Here is a 23435-nt window from a genome sequence, read left to right as displayed (position 1 = left end):
CTTGCCAGATCCCGTCTCGAGCTGTCCATGCGCGTCGCCGCCGAGAACAGCCGCCAGCGGTGGAGCCTGGCAGGCCTCCACCAGGCAGTCGACCTGCTGCGCGACATCGCCGACGGCCGCCTCGACCCCGACCTCCGCGTCGACGAGAGCCGCCTGCGCGGAGGAAGAGGCCTACCTGCGCCAGCCACCAGCTCAATCCCAGCTGGTGCGCATGGTCGATGGTTCGCGCAAGCGCTGTACGACGGCCGGTCTCGGCAGGGCGACCTCGTCGTCAGGACCGGTGAGGTCGACGCTCCCCGATGACGAGACCGCCACCAGCCTGGGTGCGGTGCTGATGCGCGCGGTTGCCGCGATGCCAGCTGGCGCACGGCTCAACGCGAGCATCTTCCCTTCCCCCGAAGGACTGCGGATGACGCTGGTCAGCCCCCACCCTCACCTGGAGGAGGCGCACCGCGCGTGGGTGCCCGCTGCGGTTTCGTCGGCGACCTATCAGACCGTCGCCACCCAAGACCTGATCGAAATCATCGTGCGCGACCCCAGCATGGAGGATGGCCTGTGATCCCTGAGGAAGCTCGTGCCTTCTGGCGCGTCGCCATCGTCGAAGACCACCTGCTTCAACGCCGACGAACAGAAGAACTGCTGAGAGCCCAGGAAGGTCTGCGGATCGCCCACAGCTGCGAGACCTTGCCGCAGTTCCTGGGATGGTTGCGAACGGCCACCGTCAGAGACCGTCCACATCTGCTGGTGCTGGACCTGATGGTGGACCGTCGGCCAAGCGTCGATCCGCACACGGTCAGGGCCCTGGTCGATGCCGGTCTACGCATCCTGGTCATCTCCGCGTTGGCCTCGCCGCCGCTGGTCAAGAACATCATCCGGGCCGGGGCTGGAGGGGTCGTCAGCAAACGCGATTCCGAGGAAGACATCGTCTCCGCCGTATGGGCCGTGCTGCGAAGGGGCGAGTGGATGACCACCGAGCTGGCGAGCGTCATCGCCGGTGATCCAGGAAGACCTGCACTCAGCATCCAGGAAGAGCGCGCGCTCGTCCTCTACGCATCGGGCCTGACCCTCGATGCCGTGGCGGCCTCGATCGGGGTCAAGCGCGACACCGCCAAGCAGTACCTCGACCGGGTCAAAGCCAAGTACGCCGCTGCCGGCAGACCCGTTCGAACCAAGCTCGATCTCGGTCGCGCTGCATGGGCTGATGGCTACGTCGATCCCTACGCCAGCGATTCCTGACCCCCGTACGGAGGTCATTTCACGCCCCCCGCACGTGATGTTGATCGGCCACGTCGCTGTGTCTCCTAGATTCAGATTGGCCGCGTCTCGGCCAGCGCTCGGGCGCACCACGTCTTGGATGTCTTGGATCGGGAGGAAACATGGTGCAACAGGTGAGCCAGCACGAAAACGACGGAAGAAGCACGCGCAATCACCCGGACAGTGATCGCGGTCTTGCTGTCGCTCGTGCTGAGCCTGGCGTTCGCCGTCGTGGGCGGCCAGGCATCGCATGCCGCCACGCCCGAGCCCGGGGACTCCGTCTACGTCGGCGACCTGGACGACATCGACGGCTCTTCGTTGCTGTTCCCGGTCTACCTCACCCCGCCGGCAGATCCTGACAATCCTGGCGAGCCAGATTTCTGGGCGTACTGCATCGAGCATGACGTCTCAGCCAAGGACCAGCGTGGAGCCGGGGTCGGCAACCTCGACAGCTTCCTCGGAACCAACTACTTCACGAGTGCCGCAGTGCACGGCAAGGTCCTCTGGGTCCTGGCGCACAGCTATCCCGCACTCAGCCTCGCCGACTTCCGCACTGCGGCCAATCTTCCGACGTTGACCCGCGAGGACATCATCAACGCCACGACGACAGCGATCTGGCGCTACACAGAGCTCGATTTCGACGCCAGCTGGAACTGGGTCAGCCCGAACGCGGAAGCCGCCTACTGGTATCTCGTCAACGGAGCCAATGCCAGCTCCGGCATGAGCCCGAGCGATTTCGAGACGACCGTCACCGTCACCCCGCCGTCCGGCGCCCAGACGTCCGGCACCTTGGTCGGTCCCTTCGTGGTCCACACCAATCAAGCCACCGCCAGCGTGACCGTCGCGCCGGGGATCGACCTGGTGAACGCTTCTGGCGACCCGATCAACGCCGCCGCCGTGACCGATGGGCAGGAGCCTTCCTCGATCTGAGGAACACGACATCGGCCGGGAACGCCACGATCACCGCCACTGCCAAGGGCTCGAGCGGCAACGGCCTCGTGGTCTCCGTCCCGAACACCGCAGGCGGCACTCCCACCGCTGGCAATCATGCTCAATCCATCATCATGGTCGCGGCCGGCAAGGGAACGACCACCGCCGAGGCTTCCACCCAGTGGTCCGCCCAGGCTGTGAACGAACGAAGCATCGGCACGACCTTGACCGATGACGCCGACGGCGACAAGCACATCGTCCAAAGCGGCGGGACCGTGACCGACACCGTCGCCTACGAGAACCTCGAGCCCAACACCGAGTACACCGTGTCGGGTGAGCTGTGGGACAAGGCGACGAACAAGGCAACGGGCATCGTCGGAAGCACGACGTTCACGTCCTCTGCGACGGGCAAGGGAACGGCGAAGGTGACCTTCGACATCCCTGCGAAGTGGGCCGGAAGCACCCTGACGGCTTTCGAGGTCCTGTCCCTTGACGGCGCAGAGGTGGCCTCGCACGAGGACATCAACGACGTCGCGCAGACCGTCTACGTCGCCGACCTCGGCACGACGCTCGTCGATGAGGCAGATGGCGACAAGCAGATCGCTGCTGAGGGCGGGGACAGTCATCGACACCGTCGAGTACACCAACCTGCTGCCCAGCACCGAGTACACCGTCTCTGGTGAGCGTGGACAAGGCCACCGGCGACAAGACCGGCATCGTCGGCACGAAGACCTTCACCACGTCGGAGTCCGGCAGTGGCACCGTCGAGGTCGAGTTCACGATCACCGCGAGATGGGCCGGGCACACCCTGGTCGCCTTCGAGACGGTCACCGAGACGATGTAGAAGTCGCGAGCCATGAGGACATCAACGACGAGGCGCAGACTGTTGTCGTCGACGATTCTGACGACGACGTGACCACGCCGTCCGACAACGACTCGGACTCCGACGAGCAGGGCGCTCTCCCCGACACCGGGATGAGCTGCACAGTTCTGCCGCTGGCCGCTGGTGGAGTGCTGATCCTGCTGCTCGGCGCAGGACTGGTGTGGTGGAGCCGCCGACGAGGCGCACTTCCGCAGAACTAGCCCACCGATACTGAGCGCCCTCTCGAGAAGTCTCGAGGGGGCGCTCAGTACGCCGGGGTCAGGCCGAGGCCCGGCCGATCGCTGAGCACCGCACGCCCGGCGACGTAGTCGGGCCCTCCCGTGAACAGCTCGTGCGCCGGATCAAAGCGGTTGCCAGTCACGTCGAATGTCTCCACCGCCGTGATCGCGGGGTGGGCACCCGCCAGGTGCACCGAGACCTCGGGCAGATGTGCGTCGAGACCGAGACGCCCGTCGGCTCGAGGCGGTCGAGCAGCCGGACGGCGGCGGTGATCCCGCCGATCGTGGCGACGTCGATCCGGAGCAGGTCCATGCGGCTGTGCTCCACGAGCCGCACCAGCGTCTCGGGGTCGGTGACCTCGTCGCCGGCCGAGACCGGGACGGGCGACCGCTCGACGAACCGCCGGTACTTCTCGGACGCCTCGGCCGGGAACGGGTCCTCGATCCAGGCGACTCGCTCTCGCGGCCACCGGCTGACCTCGGCGAGCGGCTCGTCGACCAGGCCGAAGGCCCACGAGCCGTCAACGATCACCCGGGCCCGCTCGGGCAGCACCCGATCGACCTCGGCCAGCACCCGCGCGGTGACCTGCGGATCAGCGCTGCGAGCGATCTTGATGGCTCCAATCCCTGCTCGCCAGCACTCGTCACAGCGGCGACGGTCTCGTCGACGTCATCAAGGATCGACGGGTAGCCAGCGACGAAGATCGCCGGCACCTCGTCACGCATCCCGCCCAGCAGCCGATGCAGAGGCAGTCCGGCCCGCTTGGCCTGGATGTCCCACAGGGCGATGTCGACCAGGCTGATCGCCCGCATCACCAGACCGGTGCGCCCCACCCCCAGGTCGATCCGAAGCACTGCTGCCAGCGTGCCTTGATCGATGCGGAGTCCCGACCGACCAGCACGGGCGTCAGCAGCCGTTCGATGATCTCGGCGACCGGTGCGCCCCTGGTCTGCGAGTACGCGTAGCCCGTCAGTCCCGACTCGGTCTCGATGCGGACCACCGCGTAGGTACGTCGGGCGACCGTGAAGGGCCCCAGCCGCAGCTCACGCGGCAGGGTCTTGTCGACCAGGTCGACGTAGACGGCGACGATCGGATCAGAGGTGCTCATAGGTGTCCTCGGGTGCTCAGTAGAGAGTGCTCAGTAGAGGGTGTTGCCGCCGGAGACGTTGATCGTCGCCCCCGAGATGAACGAGGCGCGGTCCGAGCACAGGTAGACCGTCGTGTCGGCGATCTCCTCGGGCCGGCCGAACCTCCGCAACGGTGTGGCCGTCTCCATCGCGAGTCGTTGGTCGGCAGCCAGGCCCTCGCGCATCATCGCCGTCTCGATCAGGCCCGGCGCGATCGAGTTGACACAGATCCCGTCAGGGCCGTACTCCTTGGCCAGGCTGCGGGTCATGGTGGTGACCGCCCCCTTGGTCGTCGCATACGGCAGTCGGGTCGGCATGCCGCCAGACAGCCAGGCACCCGACGACATGACCAGGATGCGTCCGCGTGTCCCGGCTGCCCGCATCGCCTCGGCGGCGGCCCGCGTCAGGAAGAACGTCGCGCTGACGTTGACGCTCATGTGTTGGTCCCACTGCTCCTCCGTGACGTCAGCCACGGCCACCGTCTCGAGCATCGCGGCGAGGTGCGCCACGACGTCGACGCGACCGTGCACCTGCAGCACCTCGGCGATCACCGCCTCTGCCGTGGCCCGGTCGGACAGCGTCGCCGCGACCTGGCTGTGGCCGGTGCCGGGCAGCTGCCTCCAGCAGCGCTTCCAGCGCGGCTGCGTCGCGATCGACGGCAACGACCGTGGCGCCCTCCTCTGCGAACCGGAGCGCCGTGTGGCGACCGATGCCGCCCGCCGCGCCCGTGAGCACGACGACTTTGCCGCTGAGTCCAAGATCCATGGTGTCAACCTAACTTTCTAGCGTGGGGGGTTCACGGCTGCGTCGCAGCGGGCGAAGCAGCACGTCGCAGCAGCGAGTCGAGCTCGTCGATCTTCGACGTGACGTCGGAGACGTCGACGTCCTTGACCACGAACCAGCGGTCCTGCACGAAGATGCCGAGCGCGCGGGCCCGCGCATCCTCGTCAGGCGTCAAGGATCGGGAGACCAGGTAGGCCAGCTCGCATAGCGACGGGTCGTCGGGATGGACGCAGAGACTCTCCTCGTCCCAGCCGATGACAGTCAGCGCCCTCGGCGCACCTCCCGGAGCCTGGTCAGGCATCGGCCTGCTCCAGGGCGACCAGCGCACGGACGAAGGACGAGTCCTCCAGCAGAGTCTTGACCGTCGTCAGGAACCGGGCCGCATCCGCGCCGTCGACCAGGCGATGGTCGTACGTGAGCGCGAAGTAGGCCATCGACCGGATCGAGATCGACTCGTCCCCGCTGGGCAGGCTCACGACGACAGGACGTCGTGTGATGGTTCCGGTCGCCAGGATCGCCACCTGCGGCTGGTTGATGATCGGGGTGTCGAACAACGAGCCACGGCTTCCGGTGTTGCTCAGGGTGAACGTGCCACCGCCTGCTCGTCTGCCGTCACGACACCGTCACGCGTGCGGGTCGCGAGGTCGTCGATCGCCCGTCCGAGCGCGTCGACCGTCATGTCGCCGGCGCCGCGGACCACAGGTGCCAGCAGGCCACGCTCGGTGTCGACGGCGATGCTCAGATCGACGACCGGATGGTACGTAGCGGTCTTGAGATCGTCAGCAATCGACGCGTTCAGCTGCGGGTGCGAGGCCGAGTGCCCTGACCACCGCAGCGGCGAAGAACGGCATGAACGACAAGCTTCACGCCATTGCGCGCCAGGTACGACGCTCCTGCCTTCTTGCGGGTGTCGGCGACGACGCTCACGTCGATCTCGATGACGGACGTCAGCTGAGCCGAGGTCTGCAGCGACTCGACCATCCGGCGGGCGATCGTGCCGCGCAGCCGGGACAGCTTCGATGCCTGCGGCAGTGGACGGCTCGACCTCCGAGACGGCTGGCAGCGACGCAACGCTCCCGTCCGGCAGCACCAGTGCCGGCAGCGGCGCCAGCTCGGGAAGCTGCACGACGAATGGCGGCCGTGGCGGCTGGGCCGTCAACGTCGACTGCGCACCCTCGACATCGGCCAGCCGGATGCGGCCACCCACGCCCGTCCCGGCGACCTTCGCGAGATCGACGCCTCGCTCTGCTGCCCGACCCGCGACCAGAAGGCTGACCGGCACCTCGCCCTGCGTCTCGAACGCCGAAGTAGGCGCCTGCGGCTCGACGACAACGGGAGCAGCGCCGGATCCGACCGTGGCGAGCACGGCGCCGACGGCGACGACGGTGTCCTCGGCGGCCACGATCGACAACACGGTTCCCGTGACCGGTGACGGCACCTCGGTGTCGACCTTGTCGGTCGACACCTCGACCAGAGCCTCACCTTCGGCGACCTCGTCACCCACCGCTTTCAACCACACGCTGATGGTCGCCTCGCTGACGCTCTCGCCGAGCTCAGGCAGCGTGATCTCAGTGGTCAAGGGTCGTCTCCTTCGACGTCGTGGCCGGCGATCCGGGATCGCTGGGGTGCGGATCGAGACGGTGGACCTCGATCTCCATGTAGGGATGCAGCGGCAGGCTCGCCAGGGCATCCATCAGGCTCGGCTCGTCGGGAGCCGTCCACAGCCCCCAGTTGGCCCACTGTCCGGGAACCCGCCACACCCGGTTCAGGAAACCGCTCTCGGCGAGCTCAGCGGCGCGAGTTGCTTCACGTCGACGCAGCTCGTCGACGTCGGCCGCCGCCATCGTGTCGGGCGTGGCGATCGAGATGTTGACGAGGAACTCCATCTTCAGCGCCCGACCAGCTTGCGGGCCGCGTCGACGACGTCGCCGCTGGTGGGGAGCAAGGCTTCCTGCAAGACCGGCGCCGACGGCATCCGGACCTCAGGCGTTCCGATCCGGACGACCGGTGCGACGAGTCGGTCGAAGTGCGACTCGGTGATGCGTGCGGCCACTTCGGCACCGAGACCGCCGGACAGCGTGGCTTCGTGCACCACGACGACCCGGCCGCTCGTGGCGGCGACGACCCGCGCGATCGACGCGTCGTCGAGGGGGCGCAGCCAGCGCAGGTCGAGCACCGTCGCCTCGATCCCGGCTGCTGCCAGCTCGTCGGCGGCGGCCAGCGAGGGCTTCAGCATCGAGCCCCACGTGATGATGGCGACGTCCGCACCTTCCCGGCGCACCCGGGCGCCCTCGGCCCGTTCCATCTGTCCACCGAGCACGACCTGGTCGCTGTCCTGGTACATCGCGCGATGCTCGATCAGGATCGTCGGATCCGGGTCGTCGATCGCGGCCCGCGTCATGGCGTACCCGTCCTGCGGGGTGGCCGGCATGCCGACCTTGATGCCGGGGATGTGGGTCAGGATCGCCTCGATGCTCTGCGAGTGCTGCGCGCACGAGCCGGGCGTGACGCCCTGCTGCATCCGGATCGTGAGCGGTGCCGTGGCTTCGACCGGCTGACGTAGCGGACGTTCGAGGCCTGGTTGATGATCTGGTCGAGAGCCACGAAGACGAAGTCGGCCCACATGATCTCGACGACCGGGCGCATGCCCTCCATGGCGGCACCGACGGCGGAGCCCAGGATCGCCGCCTCGGCGATGGGCGTGTCGAACACCCGATCGGCGCCGAACGTCTTCTGCAGACCTCGGGTGACACCGAAGATCCCGCCAGCGAAGGCGACGTCCTCGCCGTAGACCAGCACCTCGGGACGCTCCTCCAGCGCTTCCTTGAGCGCCGCGTTGATCGCACGCAGGTAAGCTAGGTCCTTGGCCGGCTCGACGGCACGCGCCAGATCGGCGACCTGGTGGTCGAGGTCGTAGACGTGGTCGTGCGCCGTGGCCGGGTCAGGAGCCGGCATGGCTCGCACCTCCGCGGCGATGCGCGCGATCTCCTCGAAGACCGACTCGTCGAGCGCGTCGATCTCCGCCTTGGACAGGCGGTCCTGGTCGGCGTACCGGGTCAACGGGTCGGCGGCGCGCGCGTCGTCGGCATCCCCCTCGGGCCGGTAGTGCTGGACGTCCTTGTTGTAGTGGCCCGAGAGCCGCACGGTCTTGCACTCCAGGAAGACCGGTCCCTCTCCGCGGCGGCAGGTCTCGGCGGCTGCCCTGACCGCAGCCTCCACGGCGAACGGGTCACCGCCGTCGACTAGGTGGCTCTCGATGCCGATGCCCTGGGCTCGCTGGGCGACGTGCTCGTGCTTGATGGTCTCGACCGTCGGCGTCATCTCGGCCCAGCCGTTGTTCTCGCACAAGAAGATGACCGGGAGACGTCGCGCCAGCGCGAAGATCATGCCCTCGGTGGTGCTGCCCTGGTTCATGGCGCCGTCACCGATCGACGTCAGCACGACCCGGTTGGTCCCCTGCGCCTTCGACGCGAGCGCCACGCCGTCGGCAATCGGCACGCCCGCGCCGATGATCGAGTTCTCACCGAGGAAGCCCACCTCGGGATCGCTCAGCAACGGCGAGCCGGCCCGGCCACCGTTGACGCCGGCGGCCCGCTGGGCGATCTCGGCCAGCAGCGCCAGCGGATCGGATCCGGCTGCGAGCGCCCATCCGTGACCCCGGTACGTCGACAAGACGCGATCCTGCGGCTGAAGCCCCGCGACCGCACCGACGGGGATGGCCTCCTGGCCGAGGCACAGGTGGACGGAGCCGGCGACGTGCCCTTCCCGTCCGAGCTCGAGGCACTGCTCCTCGAAGCGCCGGATCAGGGCCATGCGGCGGTATGCCGATGAGTTGGTCAGGGAGCCGGTGTTCATGAGCGCATTTCCTTCTGTCGTGGGTGCGAGGTGCTGCTGGTGCCAGAGAGGACGTCGGTGGCCTCGGCGGCGACGGTGCGCACGTCGTCGACGAGCGAGTCCTTCGACGTCGTGAGTCGTTGCATGGGGACGGAGACGGAGATCGCTCCGAGCAGGTGCCCGTCGACGAAGATCGGGGCGGCGATGCAGCCGACGCCCGACTGGTACTCCTCGGACTCCAGGGCGTACCCCTGGGTCCGGACGTCGTCGAGGACCTGCACCAGCTCGCTGTCGTCGGTGATCGTCCGCTCGGTGACGGCGATCAAGGGGTGGCGTTGCAGGTACAGGTCGCGTGCCTCGTGCGTGCTGTGGGCCAGCAGCACCTTGCCGGTGGCCCGTGCGTGCGCGTGGGAGTAGTCGCCCGTGGAGACCGAGACGCGCACGGGACGGGTGCCCTCGACGATCTTCAGCATCCTGATCTCGTCACTTCGCCACGCGGCGAGGTACGTCGTCTCCCCCGTCGCGCTCGACAAGCTTGCGAAGCGGCTCGTCGAGGTAGGCGGGCGCCGCCGTGGCCCGCAGGTGAGCCTCGGCCACGATCGCGGCCCGCGGGCCGACGTAGTACCGCGACGACTCGCTCTTGGCCAGCAGGCCCTCGGCGACCAGCGTGCTGAGGATGTGGTGCGCGGTCGGGACGGCTAGTCCGAGTGCTTCAGCCAGCGCCTTGCCGCTGCCGTCGGTCTCGCCCGAGGCGACCGCGATCAGGAGCCGGGACGCCCGTGCGACCGAGCGCACTTCGGTGCTCGCCCTGCCCTCGACTCGCTCCGTCATCACGCCTCCATGATTTCACCATCTGAATCCCAATTTCAAATAGCATCACTTGCATGGCGGATCGCTGTCAAGTCCGAAGGACTGACAGGGACGTGCGGGCGGGGCGACTCAGGTCAGCCGAGGTGCTGCTGGGCGACCTGCCGCAGGACGGCGACGACGTCGTCACGACGCTCGTCGAACCGCTGGGACGGGATCGAGACGGTGATGCAGGCCTGCACCCGGCCGTCGTCGAAGATCGGCACCGCGATGCAGTCGATCCCGATCTCGAACTCCTGGCGATCGAAGGAGAGCTGGGCCTCGCGGATGGTCTCGGAGCTCAGCCTGCAGCCGCTCGAGGTCGGTGATCGTGTGAGGTGTCCGCGCCACGAGCGGCTGAGCGGCGAGAGCCGCCTCGCGGTGCTCGTCCGTCGCCAGGGCCAGCAGCAAGCTGCCCGCTCGCCCGGGCATGCAGGTCGCCGGAGTAGCCAGCGCCGAGTGCTGCCACCCGTACGGTCTGGCTGCCCTCGACGGTGTCGAGCACCCGCACGGAGACCCGTGCCACGCACTCAAGTAGGCCGTCTCCCCCGTCAGGTTGACGACCTCACGCAGGGCAGCGCGGTACGACAACGGCACCGCCGCCATGCGGTCGTAGGCCCGGGCGACGACACCGGCCTGCGGGCCGAGGCGGAACACCTTGCCCTCGTCCTTCGACAGCATCCCGTCGGCCCACAACGTCGTGAGCAGGTGATAGGTCGTCGGCAACGACAGTCCGAAGCGTTCGGACAGCTGCTTGGCCGTCGCGCCGTCCTCGCTCTCGGCCACGGCCATCAGCAACGACATGGCGCGAGAGCCGACTGAATGCGGGTCTGCGAGCGCGGTTCGCTTCCTGTGTCGGCCATCGGCCCCACTCTAGCGACCAGCGGGCCGACCCCGGCTCCTAGCCTGACAGCGCAGCATCGGCAGCATCGGCGGCGGCCGACTTCAGCAAGGCGAGCAGCTCGGTCTTGGTGCGGTCGAAGCGCTCCTTGGGGCACGAGACGGTGAATGTGCCCAGCACGCGACCCGCCACGATGATCGGCGCAGCCACGCAGCACACTCCGAGGTTGAACTCCTCCTCCTCCACCGCATGCCCGCGTCGACGAATCCGGTCGAACTCCTCGCGCAGGTCGTCGTGCGTGACGATCGTCATCGGGGTGAGTTGCTCGGCCGTGGGCTGCCAGGTACCGCTCTCGCTGCCCGTCGAGGGCGAGGGCCAGGAGCACCTTGCCCGAGGCACGAGCATGAGCCTGCCCGTACGCCCCGCGCTTCAGGCTCCCCACCCGGACGGCATGACTGCCCTCGGCGGTGGCCACGACCTCGATCTCGCCGTGGCGCCACGTCGACAGGTAGGCGGTCTCTCCCGTCGCCTCCGCGAGGTGGTGCAGCGGCGCCAGCAAAGCCTCGGTCGGCTCGCCCTGCTCGCGGTAGGCATCGCTGAGCGCACCGATCCGAGGCCCGAGGCGGTACCCCCGGTCCCGACCCTTGACGAGTGCGCCCTCGGCCACCAGCGTGCCCAGCAGGTGGTACGTCGTGGGAAGCGGCTGGCCCAGGAAGGTGCTGACGTCCTTGGCCGTCACCCGGAACTCCTCAGCCTGCGACGTAGCTGAGGACGGCCAGCGCCTTCGAGACCGAGGCGACCCTCCGTTCGGACGAGTCGCCGCGCGCCGGCGGCGAGCCTGGAGCCGACGTCATTCGTCAGTCGGGGGCAGCGCGGCCGACGCTGCCCCCGCGATGGTGCCTCCGAAGCGCGGCTCCGGCACCCCACCGATGCCGAGCCCCGTGATCGCGAACAGGCTGCCTCGCGCGACAGGGTCACCCGGAAACCGCGGGAAGCGGCGGCTCGGCCATCGACGTGACGTACAAGACGTCCAGGTCGGGTCCACCGAACATGACGCTCGTGACCTTCTTGACCGGCATGTCGATGACACGGTCGAGCGTGCCGTCGGGCGCGAACCTCGCCAGCTTCCCCTCGTAGACGAAGGCATTCCACACGAATCCCTCGGCATCGACCGTCGAGCCGTCATGGGCGCCGAGCCCCTCGGCTTCGACCGCCGCGAACCGCCGCCGGTTGGCGACGCCGCCGGTCTCGATGTCGTAGTCGTACGCCCAGATCTCGCCCGACCAGGAGTCACAGAAGTAGAAGGTCTGGTCGTCCGGCGACCAGCACGGACCGTTGGAGCAGATGATCCCCTGATCGAGCACGGAGAGCTGCCAGTCAGGACTGAGGCTGTACAGCCGGCCCGTCGCATCGGTCTCGGCCGTGTTCATCGAGCCGAAGACGAAACGTCCGCGTCGATCGACCTTGCCGTCGTTGAGCCGGTTCTCGTCGAGACCGGGCTCGGGATCCATGACCGGGACGATGTCTCCGGTCCGGAAGTCGATCGTGTGGATGCCGGTGGAGAGCACGATGACCGCGCCCTCGCCATCGCTGGTCAAGGCCATGGAGCCGATCGGCGCGGGGACGGTCCACGACCGCAGCTCCGTGCCCTGGGCCGTGCAACGGAAGATCCGCATGCCGAGGCTGTCGATGAAGTAGAGGCGTTGCTGCTCGACGTCCCAAAGAGGACCCTCGCCAAGCAGAGGCTTCACGTCGAGCAAGATGTCGATGTTCATGGATGAGCTCCCGTGTTCGTGTGGTCGTCGAGCGCCTGGTCGGACGCCGGCCGTGTCCCACGGTGCGCAGCGCACCGTGGGACACGACGTCGTCAGGAGGCAGTCTTGCCGGAGATGACCTCGTCCAGCGTGATGCCCGTGGTCCACTTCTCGTTGTACCAGTCGGCGAAGAAGCCGGCCGAGACCTTGTCGCTCGTGAAGGCGTTGCAGCCTGCAGCGAGCTCTTCGGCCGTGCCGTCGGCGCGGCTTGATCTCGTCCTGCGTGAAGTAGTCGTAGCCGATGTCGATCGTGCTCTCGAGCTTCGTGCCGTTGGCCAGCGAGTCCACGGCCAGGTGCAGGGCAGCTGCACCCTGGTACGGCGGGGATCCGTAGGAGACGCCCTTCAGGCCCTTGGCGACGTACTTCGGGTTGATCAGGTCGAGACGCCACTGGTTCTCCGACTCGCCGACGATGGGCATGTAGTCCTTGCCCTTGGCGTCGAGCGCCTCGAGGATCGCCGGTCCGCCAGCCTGCGCCCAGACGCCCTCGATGTTGTCGAACGAGGCCAGGAACTGGCTCATGCACTGACCCGACGGCCCCTGCGCCCAGTCGCCGGCGCACTTGCCGAGGACCTTGATCCCGCGCTCCTTGAAGACGGCCTCTGCGGCCTTGGTGCGCTGCTCGTCGGCGTACGTCCCGGCCACGCCCGTGATCATCACGATGTTGCCCTTGTCGCCCATCAGGTCGGCCAGCGCCTCAGCCGTGGTCTTGCCGGCGTCGGCCTGGTCGAAGGTGACGTTGTGCGCGCACGGCTCGGTGACCTGCGAGTCGTAGGTCATCATCGTGATGCCGGCATCGCAGCCCTGCTTGATGACGCCGTTGAGCGCAGTCGTGGAGATGGGGTAGATCAAGATGATGTCGAAGCGCTGGGCGATCATCTGCTGGATCTGAGAGATCTGCTTCTGCGCCTCGGTGCCCGCGACGAACACCTTGACCTCGTCGACCTTGTCCTTCAGCGGAGCCTTCTTGGCGGCGACCTTGATCAGGTTCGTCGCCTCGCCCTGCCAGTCGTTGCCGGAGTAGCGCATGCTCAGCGCGACGCGGTACTTTCCGTCGGCCTTGCTGGAAGCGCCACCACTGTCGCTGCTCGCGCAAGCGCTCAGCGCGTGAGCGCGAGGGCCAGCCCCACGGTCGCGACGAGACGGGTCTTGATACTCATGTTGCCTCTTTCCTTGTGCGGTTCTTGCAGGGGTTCATCTGCGGTTGGTCCCGGCTTGGCTGCGATGACAGCGAGGAGGATCACGACGCCTTGGACGATGACGCGCCATCCTTCGGCCAGGTGATAGGTCGTGAGCAGGGTGGCGAGCAGGCTCAGGAGCAGTGCGCCCCCGAGGGTTCCCAGGAAGTTTCCGTGCCCTCCGGCGAAGGAAGCACCTCCCAGGGCGACGACCGCCACCGACGTCAGCAGGTAGGGATCGCCCATCGCGAGGTAGCTCTGGCCGGCGAGACCGGCGACCATGACACCGCCGAGGGCTGCGCACAGCCCCGAGATGACGTACGTGCTCGTCGCTGTCGCGGTGGAGCTCACGCCGCCGAGGCGGGCCGCGACGGGGTTGAGCGCCACGGCCTGCAGCCGCCGACCGTAGGTCGACTGGCGCATCACGAACGTGACCACGATGGCGAGCACCACCAGGGCGACGAGGACCATCGGGAACGACCCGCCTGATCCGCGCATGAAGTGGCCGACCGACTTGGGTGGCGACCCCGTGACGAGTCCGCCGGTGTAGCCGAGCGTCGCCCCGGAGATGATCGCGCTGGACGCGAGCGTCATGACCACGGGATGGATGCCGAGGACGACGCTGCCGAGCCCGTTGGCCAGGCCGGCGACGATGCCGACGGCGACCGACACCAGCAGGGCGATGACGAGCCTGCTGGGCTGGCCGTCCGCCGTGGCGGCGAACAGGACTCCGCTGACCGTCATGACAGCTGGGATCGACAGGTCGATCCCGCCGACGAAGATGACGGCAGACTGACCGAGGCCGACGACCGCGGTGACAGCGGCGACTGAGCGATGATCTGCAGGCTGGACAGGCTCGCCAGGGCGGGGCGCAGGGCAACCGTGAGCAGCAGCAGGACGGCCAGCGCGATCCACACGCCGTAGACGCCGCGGCGGACGTCTCCCAGGTCGACGATTCCTCGCCGCACCGCGCGGGGTGCCGGACGAACGATCTGGCTGGTCATGACAGGTCCCCGATCTGGATAGGCCTGGTGCGTCGCGAGGCGCGCACGAGACAGACGATGAGTGCGGCTTGCGCTCCGATCGCGAGCAGCAGGAGCAGCCCCCGGGCGATCGTCGACCAGTAGGTGCCGAAGCCGAGCGACAGCAGGACGCCGTCGCTGATCGCGATGGCCATGGCTCCGAAGATCACCCCGATGACCGATCCGGACCCGCCACCGAGGCGGACACCGCCGACCACCACGACCGCGAACGAGGCGAGCAGGTAGCTGGCTCCGAGCTGGGCGTCGCCGCCAGCGGTCTGCGACGTGACGACCACACCGGCCAGGCCGTACAACGCCCCCGCCATCGCGAACGCGACTATGCGGGTGCGCCCGACCGGGACCCCGGTGTAGGCAGCGCCGTCGCGGTCACCACCCACCGCCATGATCCAGGTGCCGAGCCGACTGCGGCGCAGGACGACCCACGCTGCTGCGACGAGCAGGATGATCAGGAGACTGACCGGGACCCCGGCCAGCGTCGAGGTCAGCCGAGCACGATCGACGTGCCCGGCACCGACTGCAGACCACCCGGCTGCGGAAGGATCAGCAGCGCCGCTCCGGTGAGGATGAATCCGCTGGCCAGCGTCACCACGACGGGCTCGAGCTCGAACCGGTGGATGATGTAGCCGTTGGCGGCGCCGAAGGCGGCACATGCTGCGACGGTCACGAGCAGCCACATCAGCCAGTGCCGACACCTCCCCCGTAGTGCACGGTCAGGAAGGCGTTGACGACCGCGACGACGCCGCCTGACGACAGGTCGAGACCGCCGACCATGACCACGAGCGCGAGACCTGCGGCCACCAGGACAAGCGCGACGCTCGCGTTGAAGAGCGTGTAGCGCAGCTGGTCCGGGTCCAGCGCGCCCGGCGTGCGGGCGGCATAGACGGCGAGGAGGGTGACCAGGAAGACGGCGGGAACGACGATACCGTCCTCGGCCACCCGCCGGAGCCAGGCCCCAGCCTGGGCCTGACGCCCTGTCGTGCTCACGGTGGTCATGCGGACTCCTCCAGGCCGATGGCGGCGCTCATCGGCTCGGACTCGGACAGCCGTCGGCGGCGAACTCCCGCACGACGCGTCCGCCGTACCAGGCCACGGCGCGATGACACAGGTTGACGATCTCGGGGATCTCGGTCGAGTACAGGAGGACGGCTGTTCCTCAGCCGCGGCCTGCTGGATGAGCTTGTAGAGCTCGAACTTGGTGCCCACGTCGACGCCGCGGGTGGGGTCGTAGAGCAGCAGCGCTGGCGATCCGCTGGCGAGTGCCCGCGCGAAGGACACCTTCTGCTGGTTGCCGCCGCTCAGGGACCGGACCGGATGGTCGAGACGGACGCGTTCGAGGGTCACCATGTCCATCAGCGCGTGGACGGCAGACTCCTCACGCCGATCGTCGACGATCCCGCCGGTCGAGACCCGGTCGAGCACGGGCAGGCTGATGTTCTTGCGGATCGTCATGTCGAGCACGGTGCCGGACGTCTTGCGATCTGCTGGCACGAAAGAGATGCCAGCGCGGATCGCCCGGCGCGGCGATCCGAGACGGATGGGCCGCCCCTCGAGCTCCACGGCACCAGACGACGGCCGGATGTCGCCGGCGAGGGCTGAGAAGAGCTCGGCCTGCCCCTGCCCGTCGAGCGCGGCGATGCCGACGATCTCACCGGGCCGCACCGCCAGGTCGACACCCCGAACGGCGTCGCCCACGGTGAGGTCGCGGGCCCTCAGCGTGACCTGGTCGGTCGTCGGCATGACTGCTCGCTCGGGGAACGCAGCGTCGAGGGATCGACCGATCATCTGCTCGACGAGGGCCTTGCGGTCGAGCCCGGGCGAGGTGTGCGAGGCGACGATGCGTCCGTTGCGCTGGACCGAAACCTCGTCGCAGAAGTCCTCGACCTCGTCGAGCATGTGGGAGATGAACAGGACCGATGCCCCATCGGCGATGCGACGGCGCGTGACGGCGTGCAGCCAGCGGGTGTCCTCGGGGAGGAGCGAGGAAGTGGGTTCGTCGAGGACGAGGAGCCGGTGGGGCCGGTCGATCGCACAGAGGATCTCGAGGATCTGCCGGTCGCGCAACGTGAGCGCGCCGACCTTGACGTGAGGGTTGATCGCGTCGATGCCCACCGCTGCGCCAGGTTGGCGACGCGGCGGATCCGCTGGCGGCGGCCGCGTTCCCACGGGTCGCGTGACTGCAGCGCGACGTTCTCGGCCACGGTGAGGTCGGGGATCAGCGTCAGCTCCTGGAACACCGTGCTGACTCCGGCGACCCGAGCCACTTCTGGCGTGGCGAGCATCGTCTCGACGCCATCGACGCTCAACGCGCCGCTGTCAGGAGCGGTCACCCCCGAGAGGATGCGCACGAGGGTCGACTTGCCGGCGCCGTTCTCTCCCACGAGACCGTGGACGGTCCCCGGTCGGAGAACCAGGTCGACGGCGACCAGCGCCTGGGTGTGCCCGTAAGCCTTGGCAACTCCCGACAGCTCGAGCAGGGCCGGGCTGGAACCAGCGTCGACACGGCCCTTTTCGTACACCTGTTGCTGCATGTGGACTGCCTTCTCTCTCACGATCAACTGCAGAGGAAGTGTGCCAAGCGCCACATCAAAATGTCAACTATATGAAAGGTTCTTTCACATAGCGATAATTTTAGGTGGTGTGTCATCGTCGTGATCGCGGCCTCGAAGTGATGCCCGCCGAGCCGTGGCCGAGCCCTGATGCTCCTATAGATCGTCAAGCGGCGATCGGGGTTGGTTGGTCCTGGTCCTGCTGATGCGGGGCGGGCTGGGCGAGTGCTTCGCGGATGACGGGGAGGAGCTCGCGGGCTATGTAGCGTTTGAGGCAGCGCATGATTTCGGGTTTGGTCAATCCCTGCGTGGTGCGTCGTTGGACGTAGGCGCGGGTGCGCTCGTCATAGCGCATGCGGACCATGGTCACGGTGTAGAGCGCGCAGTTGGCGGCCCGGTCTCCCCCGCGGTTGAGGCGGTGGCGGTCGGTGCGGCCTGAGGAGGCGGGCAGTGGTGAGACCCCACAGAGCGCGGCGAATGAGGCTTCGGACTTGAGCCGGTCGGGGTTGTCACCAGCGCTGACCAGGAGGCTGGCCGGCGACTTCAGGGCCAACTCCGATCTGTTCGAGTAGTCGGGGCGCGGCCAGCGTGATCAGTGTCTTGAGGTCAGTGTCGGCATCGTCGATTTCGTCGGCCAGATATTGGCAACGTTTGGCCAGTCGACGCAGCGCCAACTTGAGGGCTTGGTGTGGGTCGTGTAGGTCTGTTGTCGGGCGTAACCGCGCACAGGTTTCTACCAGCATTTTGCTGCGCATCGAGGTCAGCTTTCCCCGCTCGAGCTCCGGGGCGGTGATGACCATCTGGTGCAGCGTGTTGACTGCGGCGGTATGTGCTTTGAGCGCGCCGCGTCGTGCTACCCGTAGTGCGCGGATCGCCTCGACGATGCCGTCGCGGGTCTTTGGTGTCCCGGTTGCGACACCGGACTGGACTGCGCGGGCTGCGGCGATCGCGTCGGCGGGGTCAGATTTGCCGTGTTTGCGGCGGGCACGACGATCGGGGCGGTCAACCTGACCAGGTTGATGCCGTGGGTCCGTAGAAACCGTGCCAGTGCGGCACCGTAGGAACCGGTGCCTTCGATACCGACCATGGCGATCTGGCCATGGTTGGCCAGCCAGGCCAGCAGGTGCGTGTAGCCGGCCCGGGTCGTGGGGAATGTCGCCGTGTCCCAGCAGCCTTCCTCGTTCATCTAGCGCTGCCGCGGTGTGGGTGTCGGCATGGGTATCGACCCCGCCGGTGATCTCGTGCTGGACCGATTGCGTCTCTAACATTGGAAGTGATCCGTTCTCTCGTACCGATAGGACGGCACACACCGCCGGTCGGGCGGACAGCACAGTGACGAGGCGCGGCCAAGCTCCCTATCAGGTCACGCTCCGTCCGGCCGGTGCGTGCGCCCCCAGACGCCGACGGATCAGGTCAAAGACACGAAGCCAGTGGACAACAGGGTCAGACGCCCGAGGACTTCCGCACCATTCTGCCGAACTATGCGGCCCCACCATCATCACTGTGGACAACTTTGTCTGGTCGACTGGGGTGTCTGTGGCGGCTCGTAGAGTGATGGAAACACTGCAATACGAGGGGTTTCCATGCTTGGCACGACGCTCGACGACCGAGAGACGATCGATCAGATCGTCCTACGTCGCCAAGCCCTCGCCTCAGTCGAAGCAGCCGAGGCCGCCGACCTGCTCGACTACGTCGACCACGCCCGCACCACCGGCGAAGAACACGGCGGCGTGGCCCAGGGACGACGCCGCGCCGACGCCGCAGTCCACGAGCTGTCCCTGGCACTGAAGCTCCCCGTCCCGACCGTTGAACGACAGGTCGCCCGCGCCCGCCGACTCCGCACCCAGCTCCCCACGGTGTGGCAGGCCTGGCACGACGGACACCTGGCCACCACCACAGTTGAGGCCATCGACCGGGCAGCCCGCCGCCTCACCCGGCCCGAATCCTTCGGACTGCTTGACGACGTCGCCGTTGACCGTGTGGGCACCCTGACCCCCGGGCAGGCTGTCCGGTGGCTCGACCGGTGGGTCGACCGCACCGAACCCGATGCCGCGGCCGACCGCCCTAAGGCCGCCTTCGCTGACCGCAGCGTGACCCTGCGTCCGGCCGGGGACTCGATGACCCGCCTCACCGCTGTCCTGTCCGCCGCCGACGCCGCAGCGATCATGCAATCACTCACCGGCGCAGCCCATGCCTTCCCCGCGTCCGACCCGCGGACCATCGACCAGGCCCGAGCCGATCTGCTGGCCGACACCCTCCTGAACCGCAAGACCGGTGGGCTGGGGTACCAGGCCGTCATCGGAATCACCGTCCCCCTGTCGTCCCTCATGGGATTCAGCGATGCACCCGGTGAGCGACAGACCGGTCCGCGACCATCCCCGCCCACATCATCCGCGAAGCCATGAAAGACCCACAGTCGCTGCTCTACCGCCTCGTCACCGACGACATCGGCAACCTCATGACCATCACCTGGCTCGGCCGCTTCGCCCCCACCCGACTCAAGCAAGTCCTCGAATTCCGTGACGGAACATCAGTGTTCCCGACCAGCAGTGTGCCGGCGCGGATGTGCGACACCGACCACACCAACCCCTGGCCCGCTGACACCAACGCAGCCAACACCGGCCCACTCAACCGCAGAGCCCACAACCTCAAAACCGAAGGGCTCATCCAGCTACGACAACCCCAGCCCGGAACGTTCCAATGGACCACACACACCGGGCACACCTACACACAAACCCCAGACCCCGTACCCACCGCAGGATGGGACACCGACTGGGACACCGATCGAGAAGTCCCGATCTAGTCGCGCCGGTACAACCGCCAGCGCGACCGGTCCGGGTCGACCTCGGACGCCGTCCAGCCCTCGTTGTCGAACCGCTCTCCGGGTGCCAAGGTGGCGATGTTGGAGGCGATGACGCGGTTGCTCGCACCGACCAACGCCGCCGGGCCGTCGAGCTCTCGCAGGATGCGCACGACCTGGATCTCGAACCGGTCGACCACCAGGTCGACGCCGGCCACCCCGACGAACCTCCCGCCGACCACGACCGGCTCGGCACACAGGATCACGGCTGGTTGACACCGGCGAAGTCGACGAAGGGCCCGAAGACGCACGGCCGACCGGCCTGACCGTCCCTGAACCACTGCATCGACTCGTAGGCGTAGTCCGCTCCAGCGGCTGCGGTGCGCGGCGGGTGCAGGCGCTCGACCCCACTCGGCCCTGGCGCTCGCGACCACCACTCCCAGAACCGGTGCTCGGTACCGACGGTGTCGAGCGCCGCGACGAAGCCGCCGCCACCAGTCCACGGGATGTCAGCGACCAGGTCCGTCACGACATCCTCGACCCCGGACAGCCCATCGACCGACAGGCGGGCCTCACCAGCAGGCGCCGACGCCGTCACCACGCTCCGCAACGAGTCGACGTGGACGTACACCGCGTCCAGGAGACCTTCAACGGAAGCCACAGCCACCTTCTCGGCCCCGGTCACCTTCTCACTCATACACCTATCTCCCATCGGTGCTCGACGATGAGTCGAGTGTTGTCGGCGACCTGGCTCTCCGCGAGAGCACGGGAACGTTCGGAGTCACCGGCTCGAATCGTGTCGGCCAGCGCACGATGCTGGCTCGCGCGTGTCACGGTCGACAGCCCGACAGCCGGCAGCCACAGCAAGCTCGCTGTACTCGGCCTGCAACGAGACCATGCGTCGGGTGAGCCGCTCCGACTGGCTGGCAACAGCGAGCTCGACATGGAATCGACTGTCGATCATGAGTGACAGCTCCGGCGAGTCGGCGACCTCCAACGGCTGGCCAGGTCTTCGAGCCGGACCAGGTTGTCCTCGTCGTACCGCTTGGCTGCCAAGCCGGCCACGACCCCCGTGACAGCCATCAGCCGTAGCCCAGATCGCGCAGCTGCGAGGGTCCGAGCGAGGCGAGACGTTCGGTCGACTTGACCGACGAGTAGCCGCGCGGCGCGCAGATGAAGCTTGCCACCGTTGCGACCCCTGCGCGTCTCGATCAGCCCTTCCTGCCTCAGGATCGCCAGCGCGGCACGCAGCGAGACTGTTGAGATCTCCAGCTGCGCTGCCAGGTCGGACTCGCTCGGCGAGCTGTTCGCCGTCGGCGATGAGTCCCATCGAGATCGCCTCCGAGAGCCGCTGCGCGACGGCAGAGGCTAGCGCACCACCGCCACCGATCGAGGAGAACAGGGTGACGCCGACGTTGGACGACCAGGGCTGCGTCATCGGGCTCCTTCCGGCTCGTTCAAAAGAATGTTATCTCAGGCCTTGCGCTATTACCTATAAAAACATATGTTAAAGCGCTAGCACGTGATTGGCGTCACTCCGACCCTCTCCGCGCCTCCACGAATCCCGATCAGAAGGACCCCCATGACCACGACTGCCACCCAGCTGATGACCCGCGCTCTGATCGACGGAGCATGGGTCGATGGCGAGAACGGCACCTTCACCGCCCGGTCGCCGCACTCCGACGAGGTCATCGCCGACGTCGCCCAGTGCAGTGCCGCCGATGTCGATCGTGCCGTCGCCTCGGCCAAGCGCGCACAGCCCGGATGGGCCGCGACCCCGGTCATCGAACGCGTCAAGATCCTGCGCCGCATCAACGAGCTGTTCAAGCGCGACGCCGAGAAGATCGCCCTCGTGCTCGCCAACGAGATCGGCAAGCCCATCAACGACTCACGCGAAGAGGTCATCGAGTACTCCGCCCCGTCGTGGCAGAAGGCCGGCGAAGAAGTGCTCCGCCACCGAGGGCTGTCCTTCCCCTCGACGCAGGAGCAGACGACCAACAAGCGCATCGTCATGACGCACCGACCCGTCGGTGTCATCGCGGCCGTGACGCCCTACAACTTCCCGACCGACATCTCCTCGATCGCACTCGCCCACATCATCGCCGCCGGCAACACCGCGATCTGGAAGCCGTCCGAGCATGCCGCCGTCAGCTGCACGATGGTCGCCGGCTTGTTCGACGAGGCGGGCCTCCCGCCAGGAGTCATCAACGTCGTGCACGGCGCGGGCGACGTCGGAGCAGCCCTCGTGGGGCACGACGACGTCGACGGCGTCTTCTTCACCGGCTCCACGGCCACCGGCGAACGCATCGCGTCGTCGATCCCGCTCAAGCCCATGCTGCTCGAGCTCGGCGGCGACGGCCCGTTCATCATCCTCGAGGACGCCGATGTCGACGCGGCCGTCGAAGGCGCCATCCAGGGCTGCTTCTACTACTCGGGCCAGGTCTGCACCTCGGCCGAGCGCCTCCTCGTGCACGAGAAGGTCTACGACGAGTTCGTGGAGAAGTTCCGCGCCAAGATGCTCCAGCGACGTTGGCGACCCGATGGACGAGTCGACCGACATGGGGCCGGTGTGCACGGCCGGAACACGCGAACGCATCAGCGAGCACGTCGAGGACGCTCGGGCCAAGGGCGCCACGGTCGAGCAGCACGGTCGCTCCGACGGCCTGTACTTCCCCGCGACGCTGCTGACGAACGTCACGACCGACATGCGAATCATGCGGGAGGAGACGTTCGGGCCGGTCGCCCCGATCCTGAAGGTCTCGTCTGCCGAGGAGGCAGTGGCCATCGCGAACCAGAGCGAGTCGGCCTGATCGCCTCGCTGTGGACCCGCGACCTGTCGACCGCGTGGCGAGTCGCCGAGGCGCTCCCCCACGGATCGGTCAACATCAACGAGACCAGCAACTACTGGGACCAGCCGCACCCTTCGGCGGCACCGGACGCAGCGGCGTCGGCCGCGAGCTCTCGCAGTGGTTCCTCGACTCGTTCACCGAGGCCAAGCCATCGTCTTCGACCTGGGGGACGGGGAGGTGAAGAACAACCGCCGCGCAGAGGGCGGCTGGTGACCATGACACGCCACCTCATCAACGACCCCATCAGGAGCACGACATGACGACTGCAACCCCCAACCCACCAGAATCGCAGAACGACGAGGGTCACCTCGCCTCGCTCGGCTATGCCTCGGAGTACAAGCGCGAGATGTCCTTCTGGGCAACTTCGCGCTGGGCTTCACCTATCTCTCGCCCGTCGTGGGCGTGTACTCGCTGTTCGCCTACGCCCTCGGCACCGGCGGCCCGCCGATGATCTGGGCCGTCGTCCTCGCGGCGCTCGGCCAGCCTGC

General features: G+C 67.7%; 36 protein-coding genes and 8 pseudogenes. 14 read left to right on the top strand and 30 right to left on the bottom strand.

What is annotated here, in order from left to right; genetic code table 11:
• The first annotated feature begins 27 nt into the window (after nt 1-27).
• From ACHMWU_RS10280 to ACHMWU_RS10245, 8 genes and pseudogenes are all read left to right on the top strand, one after another.
• Entirely contained in the window at nt 28-303 is a 276-nt protein-coding gene (locus ACHMWU_RS10280) for a hypothetical protein (RefSeq protein WP_396043439.1), read from the top strand.
• Nucleotides 281-559, top strand: coding sequence for a hypothetical protein (locus tag ACHMWU_RS10275; protein ID WP_396043437.1), 279 nt, complete (start codon nt 281-283; stop codon nt 557-559). Before ACHMWU_RS10280 ends, ACHMWU_RS10275 begins: the two co-directional genes overlap by 23 nt.
• Nucleotides 556-1236, top strand: a complete 681-nt coding sequence (locus ACHMWU_RS10270) for a response regulator (protein ID WP_396043434.1) — start codon at nt 556-558, stop codon at nt 1234-1236. Before ACHMWU_RS10275 ends, ACHMWU_RS10270 begins: the two co-directional genes overlap by 4 nt.
• Nucleotides 1237-1437: 201 nt before the next feature.
• Entirely contained in the window at nt 1438-2184 is a 747-nt protein-coding gene (locus ACHMWU_RS10265; protein ID WP_396043432.1) for a thioester domain-containing protein, read from the top strand.
• A gap of 134 nt (nt 2185-2318) precedes the next feature.
• Nucleotides 2319-2783 (top strand): annotated as a pseudogene (locus tag ACHMWU_RS10260) (VaFE repeat-containing surface-anchored protein); the annotation flags it as partial.
• Nucleotides 2761-2835, top strand: a pseudogene (locus ACHMWU_RS10255) (hypothetical protein); the annotation flags it as partial. The pseudogenes ACHMWU_RS10260 and ACHMWU_RS10255, both read left to right, overlap by 23 nt.
• A gap of 28 nt (nt 2836-2863) precedes the next feature.
• Complete coding sequence (locus ACHMWU_RS10250; protein WP_396043430.1) at nt 2864-3028, top strand: VaFE repeat-containing surface-anchored protein; 165 nt, start codon at nt 2864-2866, stop codon at nt 3026-3028.
• Nucleotides 3029-3096: 68 nt separating this feature from the next.
• Nucleotides 3097-3267, top strand: a complete 171-nt coding sequence (locus ACHMWU_RS10245; protein ID WP_396046628.1) for an LPXTG cell wall anchor domain-containing protein — start codon at nt 3097-3099, stop codon at nt 3265-3267.
• A 157-nt stretch (nt 3268-3424) separates the two neighbouring features.
• Here the strand turns inward: ACHMWU_RS10245 and ACHMWU_RS10240 are convergent, their stop codons facing one another.
• From ACHMWU_RS10240 to ACHMWU_RS10170, 15 genes and pseudogenes are all read right to left on the bottom strand, one after another.
• Complete coding sequence (locus ACHMWU_RS10240) at nt 3425-3895, bottom strand: enolase C-terminal domain-like protein (protein ID WP_396046626.1); 471 nt, start codon at nt 3893-3895, stop codon at nt 3425-3427.
• A complete protein-coding gene (locus ACHMWU_RS10235) occupies nt 3814-4119 on the bottom strand; it encodes a hypothetical protein (RefSeq protein WP_396043428.1) in 306 nt (101 codons plus the stop codon). Before ACHMWU_RS10235 ends, ACHMWU_RS10240 begins: the two co-directional genes overlap by 82 nt.
• On the bottom strand, nt 4098-4394 hold the full coding sequence (locus tag ACHMWU_RS10230; RefSeq protein ID WP_396043426.1) for a hypothetical protein: 297 nt from the start codon (nt 4392-4394) through the stop codon (nt 4098-4100). Before ACHMWU_RS10230 ends, ACHMWU_RS10235 begins: the two co-directional genes overlap by 22 nt.
• A 30-nt stretch (nt 4395-4424) precedes the next feature.
• A complete protein-coding gene (locus tag ACHMWU_RS10225; RefSeq protein ID WP_396043424.1) occupies nt 4425-5075 on the bottom strand; it encodes an SDR family NAD(P)-dependent oxidoreductase in 651 nt (216 codons plus the stop codon).
• Nucleotides 5076-5079: 4 nt separating this feature from the next.
• Nucleotides 5080-5178, bottom strand: a pseudogene (locus tag ACHMWU_RS10220) (SDR family NAD(P)-dependent oxidoreductase); the annotation flags it as partial.
• Nucleotides 5179-5209: 31 nt separating this feature from the next.
• Complete coding sequence (locus tag ACHMWU_RS10215) at nt 5210-5497, bottom strand: hypothetical protein (RefSeq protein ID WP_396043422.1); 288 nt, start codon at nt 5495-5497, stop codon at nt 5210-5212.
• A pseudogene (locus tag ACHMWU_RS10210) lies at nt 5490-6775 on the bottom strand (2-oxo acid dehydrogenase subunit E2). The gene ACHMWU_RS10215 and the pseudogene ACHMWU_RS10210 overlap by 8 nt, the downstream one beginning before the upstream one ends.
• A complete protein-coding gene (locus ACHMWU_RS10205; RefSeq protein ID WP_396043420.1) occupies nt 6765-7082 on the bottom strand; it encodes a muconolactone Delta-isomerase in 318 nt (105 codons plus the stop codon). Before ACHMWU_RS10205 ends, ACHMWU_RS10210 begins: the two are co-directional and overlap by 11 nt.
• Before the next feature lie 2 nt (nt 7083-7084).
• A complete protein-coding gene (locus ACHMWU_RS10200; protein WP_396043418.1) occupies nt 7085-7717 on the bottom strand; it encodes a transketolase C-terminal domain-containing protein in 633 nt (210 codons plus the stop codon).
• The gene (locus ACHMWU_RS10195) at nt 7654-9051 is read right to left on the bottom strand and encodes a thiamine pyrophosphate-dependent enzyme (RefSeq protein ID WP_396043416.1); all 1398 of its coding nucleotides are present in this window, start codon (nt 9049-9051) and stop codon (nt 7654-7656) included. Before ACHMWU_RS10195 ends, ACHMWU_RS10200 begins: the two co-directional genes overlap by 64 nt.
• Entirely contained in the window at nt 9048-9503 is a 456-nt protein-coding gene (locus ACHMWU_RS10190) for an IclR family transcriptional regulator (RefSeq protein ID WP_396043414.1), read from the bottom strand. Before ACHMWU_RS10190 ends, ACHMWU_RS10195 begins: the two co-directional genes overlap by 4 nt.
• Nucleotides 9504-9513: 10 nt before the next feature.
• On the bottom strand, nt 9514-9861 hold the full coding sequence (locus ACHMWU_RS10185) for a helix-turn-helix domain-containing protein (protein WP_396046624.1): 348 nt from the start codon (nt 9859-9861) through the stop codon (nt 9514-9516).
• A gap of 113 nt (nt 9862-9974) precedes the next feature.
• A complete protein-coding gene (locus ACHMWU_RS10180; protein ID WP_396046622.1) occupies nt 9975-10406 on the bottom strand; it encodes an IclR family transcriptional regulator C-terminal domain-containing protein in 432 nt (143 codons plus the stop codon).
• Nucleotides 10407-10554: 148 nt separating this feature from the next.
• Nucleotides 10555-10680: pseudogene (locus tag ACHMWU_RS10175) on the bottom strand (helix-turn-helix domain-containing protein); the annotation flags it as partial.
• A 97-nt stretch (nt 10681-10777) separates the two neighbouring features.
• On the bottom strand, nt 10778-11029 hold the full coding sequence (locus ACHMWU_RS10170) for an IclR family transcriptional regulator C-terminal domain-containing protein (protein WP_396043412.1): 252 nt from the start codon (nt 11027-11029) through the stop codon (nt 10778-10780).
• On the opposite strand from ACHMWU_RS10170, the gene ACHMWU_RS10165 reads away from it, so the two are divergent.
• Nucleotides 11016-11486 (top strand): hypothetical protein, encoded by a 471-nt coding sequence (locus tag ACHMWU_RS10165; RefSeq protein ID WP_396043410.1) that lies wholly within the window; start codon nt 11016-11018, stop codon nt 11484-11486. The two genes, ACHMWU_RS10170 and ACHMWU_RS10165, sit on opposite strands and share 14 nt — an antisense overlap.
• 205 nt (nt 11487-11691) lie before the next feature.
• Here the strand turns inward: ACHMWU_RS10165 and ACHMWU_RS10160 are convergent, their stop codons facing one another.
• The 10 genes and pseudogenes from ACHMWU_RS10160 to ACHMWU_RS10115 all read right to left on the bottom strand — a co-directional run bounded on the left by ACHMWU_RS10160 (nt 11692) and on the right by ACHMWU_RS10115 (nt 18484).
• The gene (locus ACHMWU_RS10160) at nt 11692-13560 is read right to left on the bottom strand and encodes an SMP-30/gluconolactonase/LRE family protein (RefSeq protein WP_396043408.1); all 1869 of its coding nucleotides are present in this window, start codon (nt 13558-13560) and stop codon (nt 11692-11694) included.
• 71 nt (nt 13561-13631) lie between these two features.
• The gene (locus tag ACHMWU_RS10155; RefSeq protein WP_396046620.1) at nt 13632-14477 is read right to left on the bottom strand and encodes an ABC transporter permease; all 846 of its coding nucleotides are present in this window, start codon (nt 14475-14477) and stop codon (nt 13632-13634) included.
• Entirely contained in the window at nt 14450-14713 is a 264-nt protein-coding gene (locus tag ACHMWU_RS10150) for a hypothetical protein (RefSeq protein WP_396046976.1), read from the bottom strand. Before ACHMWU_RS10150 ends, ACHMWU_RS10155 begins: the two co-directional genes overlap by 28 nt.
• A complete protein-coding gene (locus ACHMWU_RS10145; protein WP_396046618.1) occupies nt 14710-15225 on the bottom strand; it encodes a hypothetical protein in 516 nt (171 codons plus the stop codon). The genes ACHMWU_RS10150 and ACHMWU_RS10145 overlap by 4 nt, the downstream gene beginning before the upstream one ends.
• Nucleotides 15226-15233: 8 nt before the next feature.
• On the bottom strand, nt 15234-15428 hold the full coding sequence (locus tag ACHMWU_RS10140; protein WP_396046974.1) for a hypothetical protein: 195 nt from the start codon (nt 15426-15428) through the stop codon (nt 15234-15236).
• On the bottom strand, nt 15428-16861 hold the full coding sequence (locus ACHMWU_RS10135; RefSeq protein ID WP_396043406.1) for an ATP-binding cassette domain-containing protein: 1434 nt from the start codon (nt 16859-16861) through the stop codon (nt 15428-15430). The genes ACHMWU_RS10140 and ACHMWU_RS10135 overlap by 1 nt, the downstream gene beginning before the upstream one ends.
• Nucleotides 16862-16878: 17 nt before the next feature.
• A pseudogene (locus ACHMWU_RS10130) lies at nt 16879-17280 on the bottom strand (ATP-binding cassette domain-containing protein); the annotation flags it as partial.
• Between the two features lie 184 nt (nt 17281-17464).
• Nucleotides 17465-17851, bottom strand: coding sequence for a transposase (locus ACHMWU_RS10125; protein ID WP_396043404.1), 387 nt, complete (start codon nt 17849-17851; stop codon nt 17465-17467).
• Nucleotides 17808-18098, bottom strand: a complete 291-nt coding sequence (locus ACHMWU_RS10120; protein WP_396043402.1) for a hypothetical protein — start codon at nt 18096-18098, stop codon at nt 17808-17810. Before ACHMWU_RS10120 ends, ACHMWU_RS10125 begins: the two co-directional genes overlap by 44 nt.
• A 53-nt stretch (nt 18099-18151) precedes the next feature.
• Nucleotides 18152-18484, bottom strand: coding sequence for a hypothetical protein (locus tag ACHMWU_RS10115; protein WP_396043399.1), 333 nt, complete (start codon nt 18482-18484; stop codon nt 18152-18154).
• Between the two features lie 397 nt (nt 18485-18881).
• Here ACHMWU_RS10115 and ACHMWU_RS10110 point away from each other — a divergent pair, with 397 nt between their 5' ends.
• Nucleotides 18882-19703: a DUF222 domain-containing protein gene (locus ACHMWU_RS10110; protein WP_396043397.1), complete on the top strand. Its 822-nt coding sequence runs from the start codon at nt 18882-18884 to the stop codon at nt 19701-19703.
• Nucleotides 19700-20101, top strand: a complete 402-nt coding sequence (locus ACHMWU_RS10105; protein ID WP_396043395.1) for a hypothetical protein — start codon at nt 19700-19702, stop codon at nt 20099-20101. Before ACHMWU_RS10110 ends, ACHMWU_RS10105 begins: the two co-directional genes overlap by 4 nt.
• Here ACHMWU_RS10105 and ACHMWU_RS10100 read toward each other — a convergent pair.
• The 5 genes and pseudogenes from ACHMWU_RS10100 to ACHMWU_RS10080 form a co-directional block, all read right to left on the bottom strand.
• On the bottom strand, nt 20098-20364 hold the full coding sequence (locus tag ACHMWU_RS10100) for a hypothetical protein (protein WP_396043393.1): 267 nt from the start codon (nt 20362-20364) through the stop codon (nt 20098-20100). The genes ACHMWU_RS10105 and ACHMWU_RS10100 overlap by 4 nt on opposite strands.
• Entirely contained in the window at nt 20361-20795 is a 435-nt protein-coding gene (locus ACHMWU_RS10095) for a hypothetical protein (RefSeq protein WP_396043391.1), read from the bottom strand. The genes ACHMWU_RS10100 and ACHMWU_RS10095 overlap by 4 nt, the downstream gene beginning before the upstream one ends.
• A gap of 84 nt (nt 20796-20879) precedes the next feature.
• Nucleotides 20880-21062: a hypothetical protein gene (locus ACHMWU_RS10090; RefSeq protein WP_396043389.1), complete on the bottom strand. Its 183-nt coding sequence runs from the start codon at nt 21060-21062 to the stop codon at nt 20880-20882.
• Nucleotides 21059-21181 (bottom strand): hypothetical protein, encoded by a 123-nt coding sequence (locus tag ACHMWU_RS10085; protein ID WP_396043387.1) that lies wholly within the window; start codon nt 21179-21181, stop codon nt 21059-21061. The genes ACHMWU_RS10090 and ACHMWU_RS10085 overlap by 4 nt, the downstream gene beginning before the upstream one ends.
• 120 nt (nt 21182-21301) lie before the next feature.
• A pseudogene (locus ACHMWU_RS10080) lies at nt 21302-21463 on the bottom strand (GntR family transcriptional regulator); the annotation flags it as partial.
• 217 nt (nt 21464-21680) lie between these two features.
• Between ACHMWU_RS10080 and ACHMWU_RS10075 the strand changes: the two are divergent.
• The 3 genes and pseudogenes from ACHMWU_RS10075 to ACHMWU_RS10065 all read left to right on the top strand — a co-directional run bounded on the left by ACHMWU_RS10075 (nt 21681) and on the right by ACHMWU_RS10065 (nt 23398).
• Nucleotides 21681-22908 (top strand): annotated as a pseudogene (locus ACHMWU_RS10075) (aldehyde dehydrogenase family protein).
• A 34-nt stretch (nt 22909-22942) separates the two neighbouring features.
• Nucleotides 22943-23128, top strand: a complete 186-nt coding sequence (locus tag ACHMWU_RS10070) for a hypothetical protein (protein ID WP_396043385.1) — start codon at nt 22943-22945, stop codon at nt 23126-23128.
• A gap of 75 nt (nt 23129-23203) precedes the next feature.
• Nucleotides 23204-23398 (top strand): hypothetical protein, encoded by a 195-nt coding sequence (locus tag ACHMWU_RS10065; protein ID WP_396043382.1) that lies wholly within the window; start codon nt 23204-23206, stop codon nt 23396-23398.
• Nucleotides 23399-23435: the final 37 nt, after the last annotated feature.

Origin of the sequence: Aeromicrobium sp. UC242_57 (assembly GCF_044452305.1) — a bacterium.
Taxonomy (GTDB): Bacteria; Actinomycetota; Actinomycetes; order Propionibacteriales; family Nocardioidaceae; genus Aeromicrobium.
Note: the sequence above shows the minus strand (reverse complement) of the source record. Positions and strands in the feature narration are given on the sequence as shown.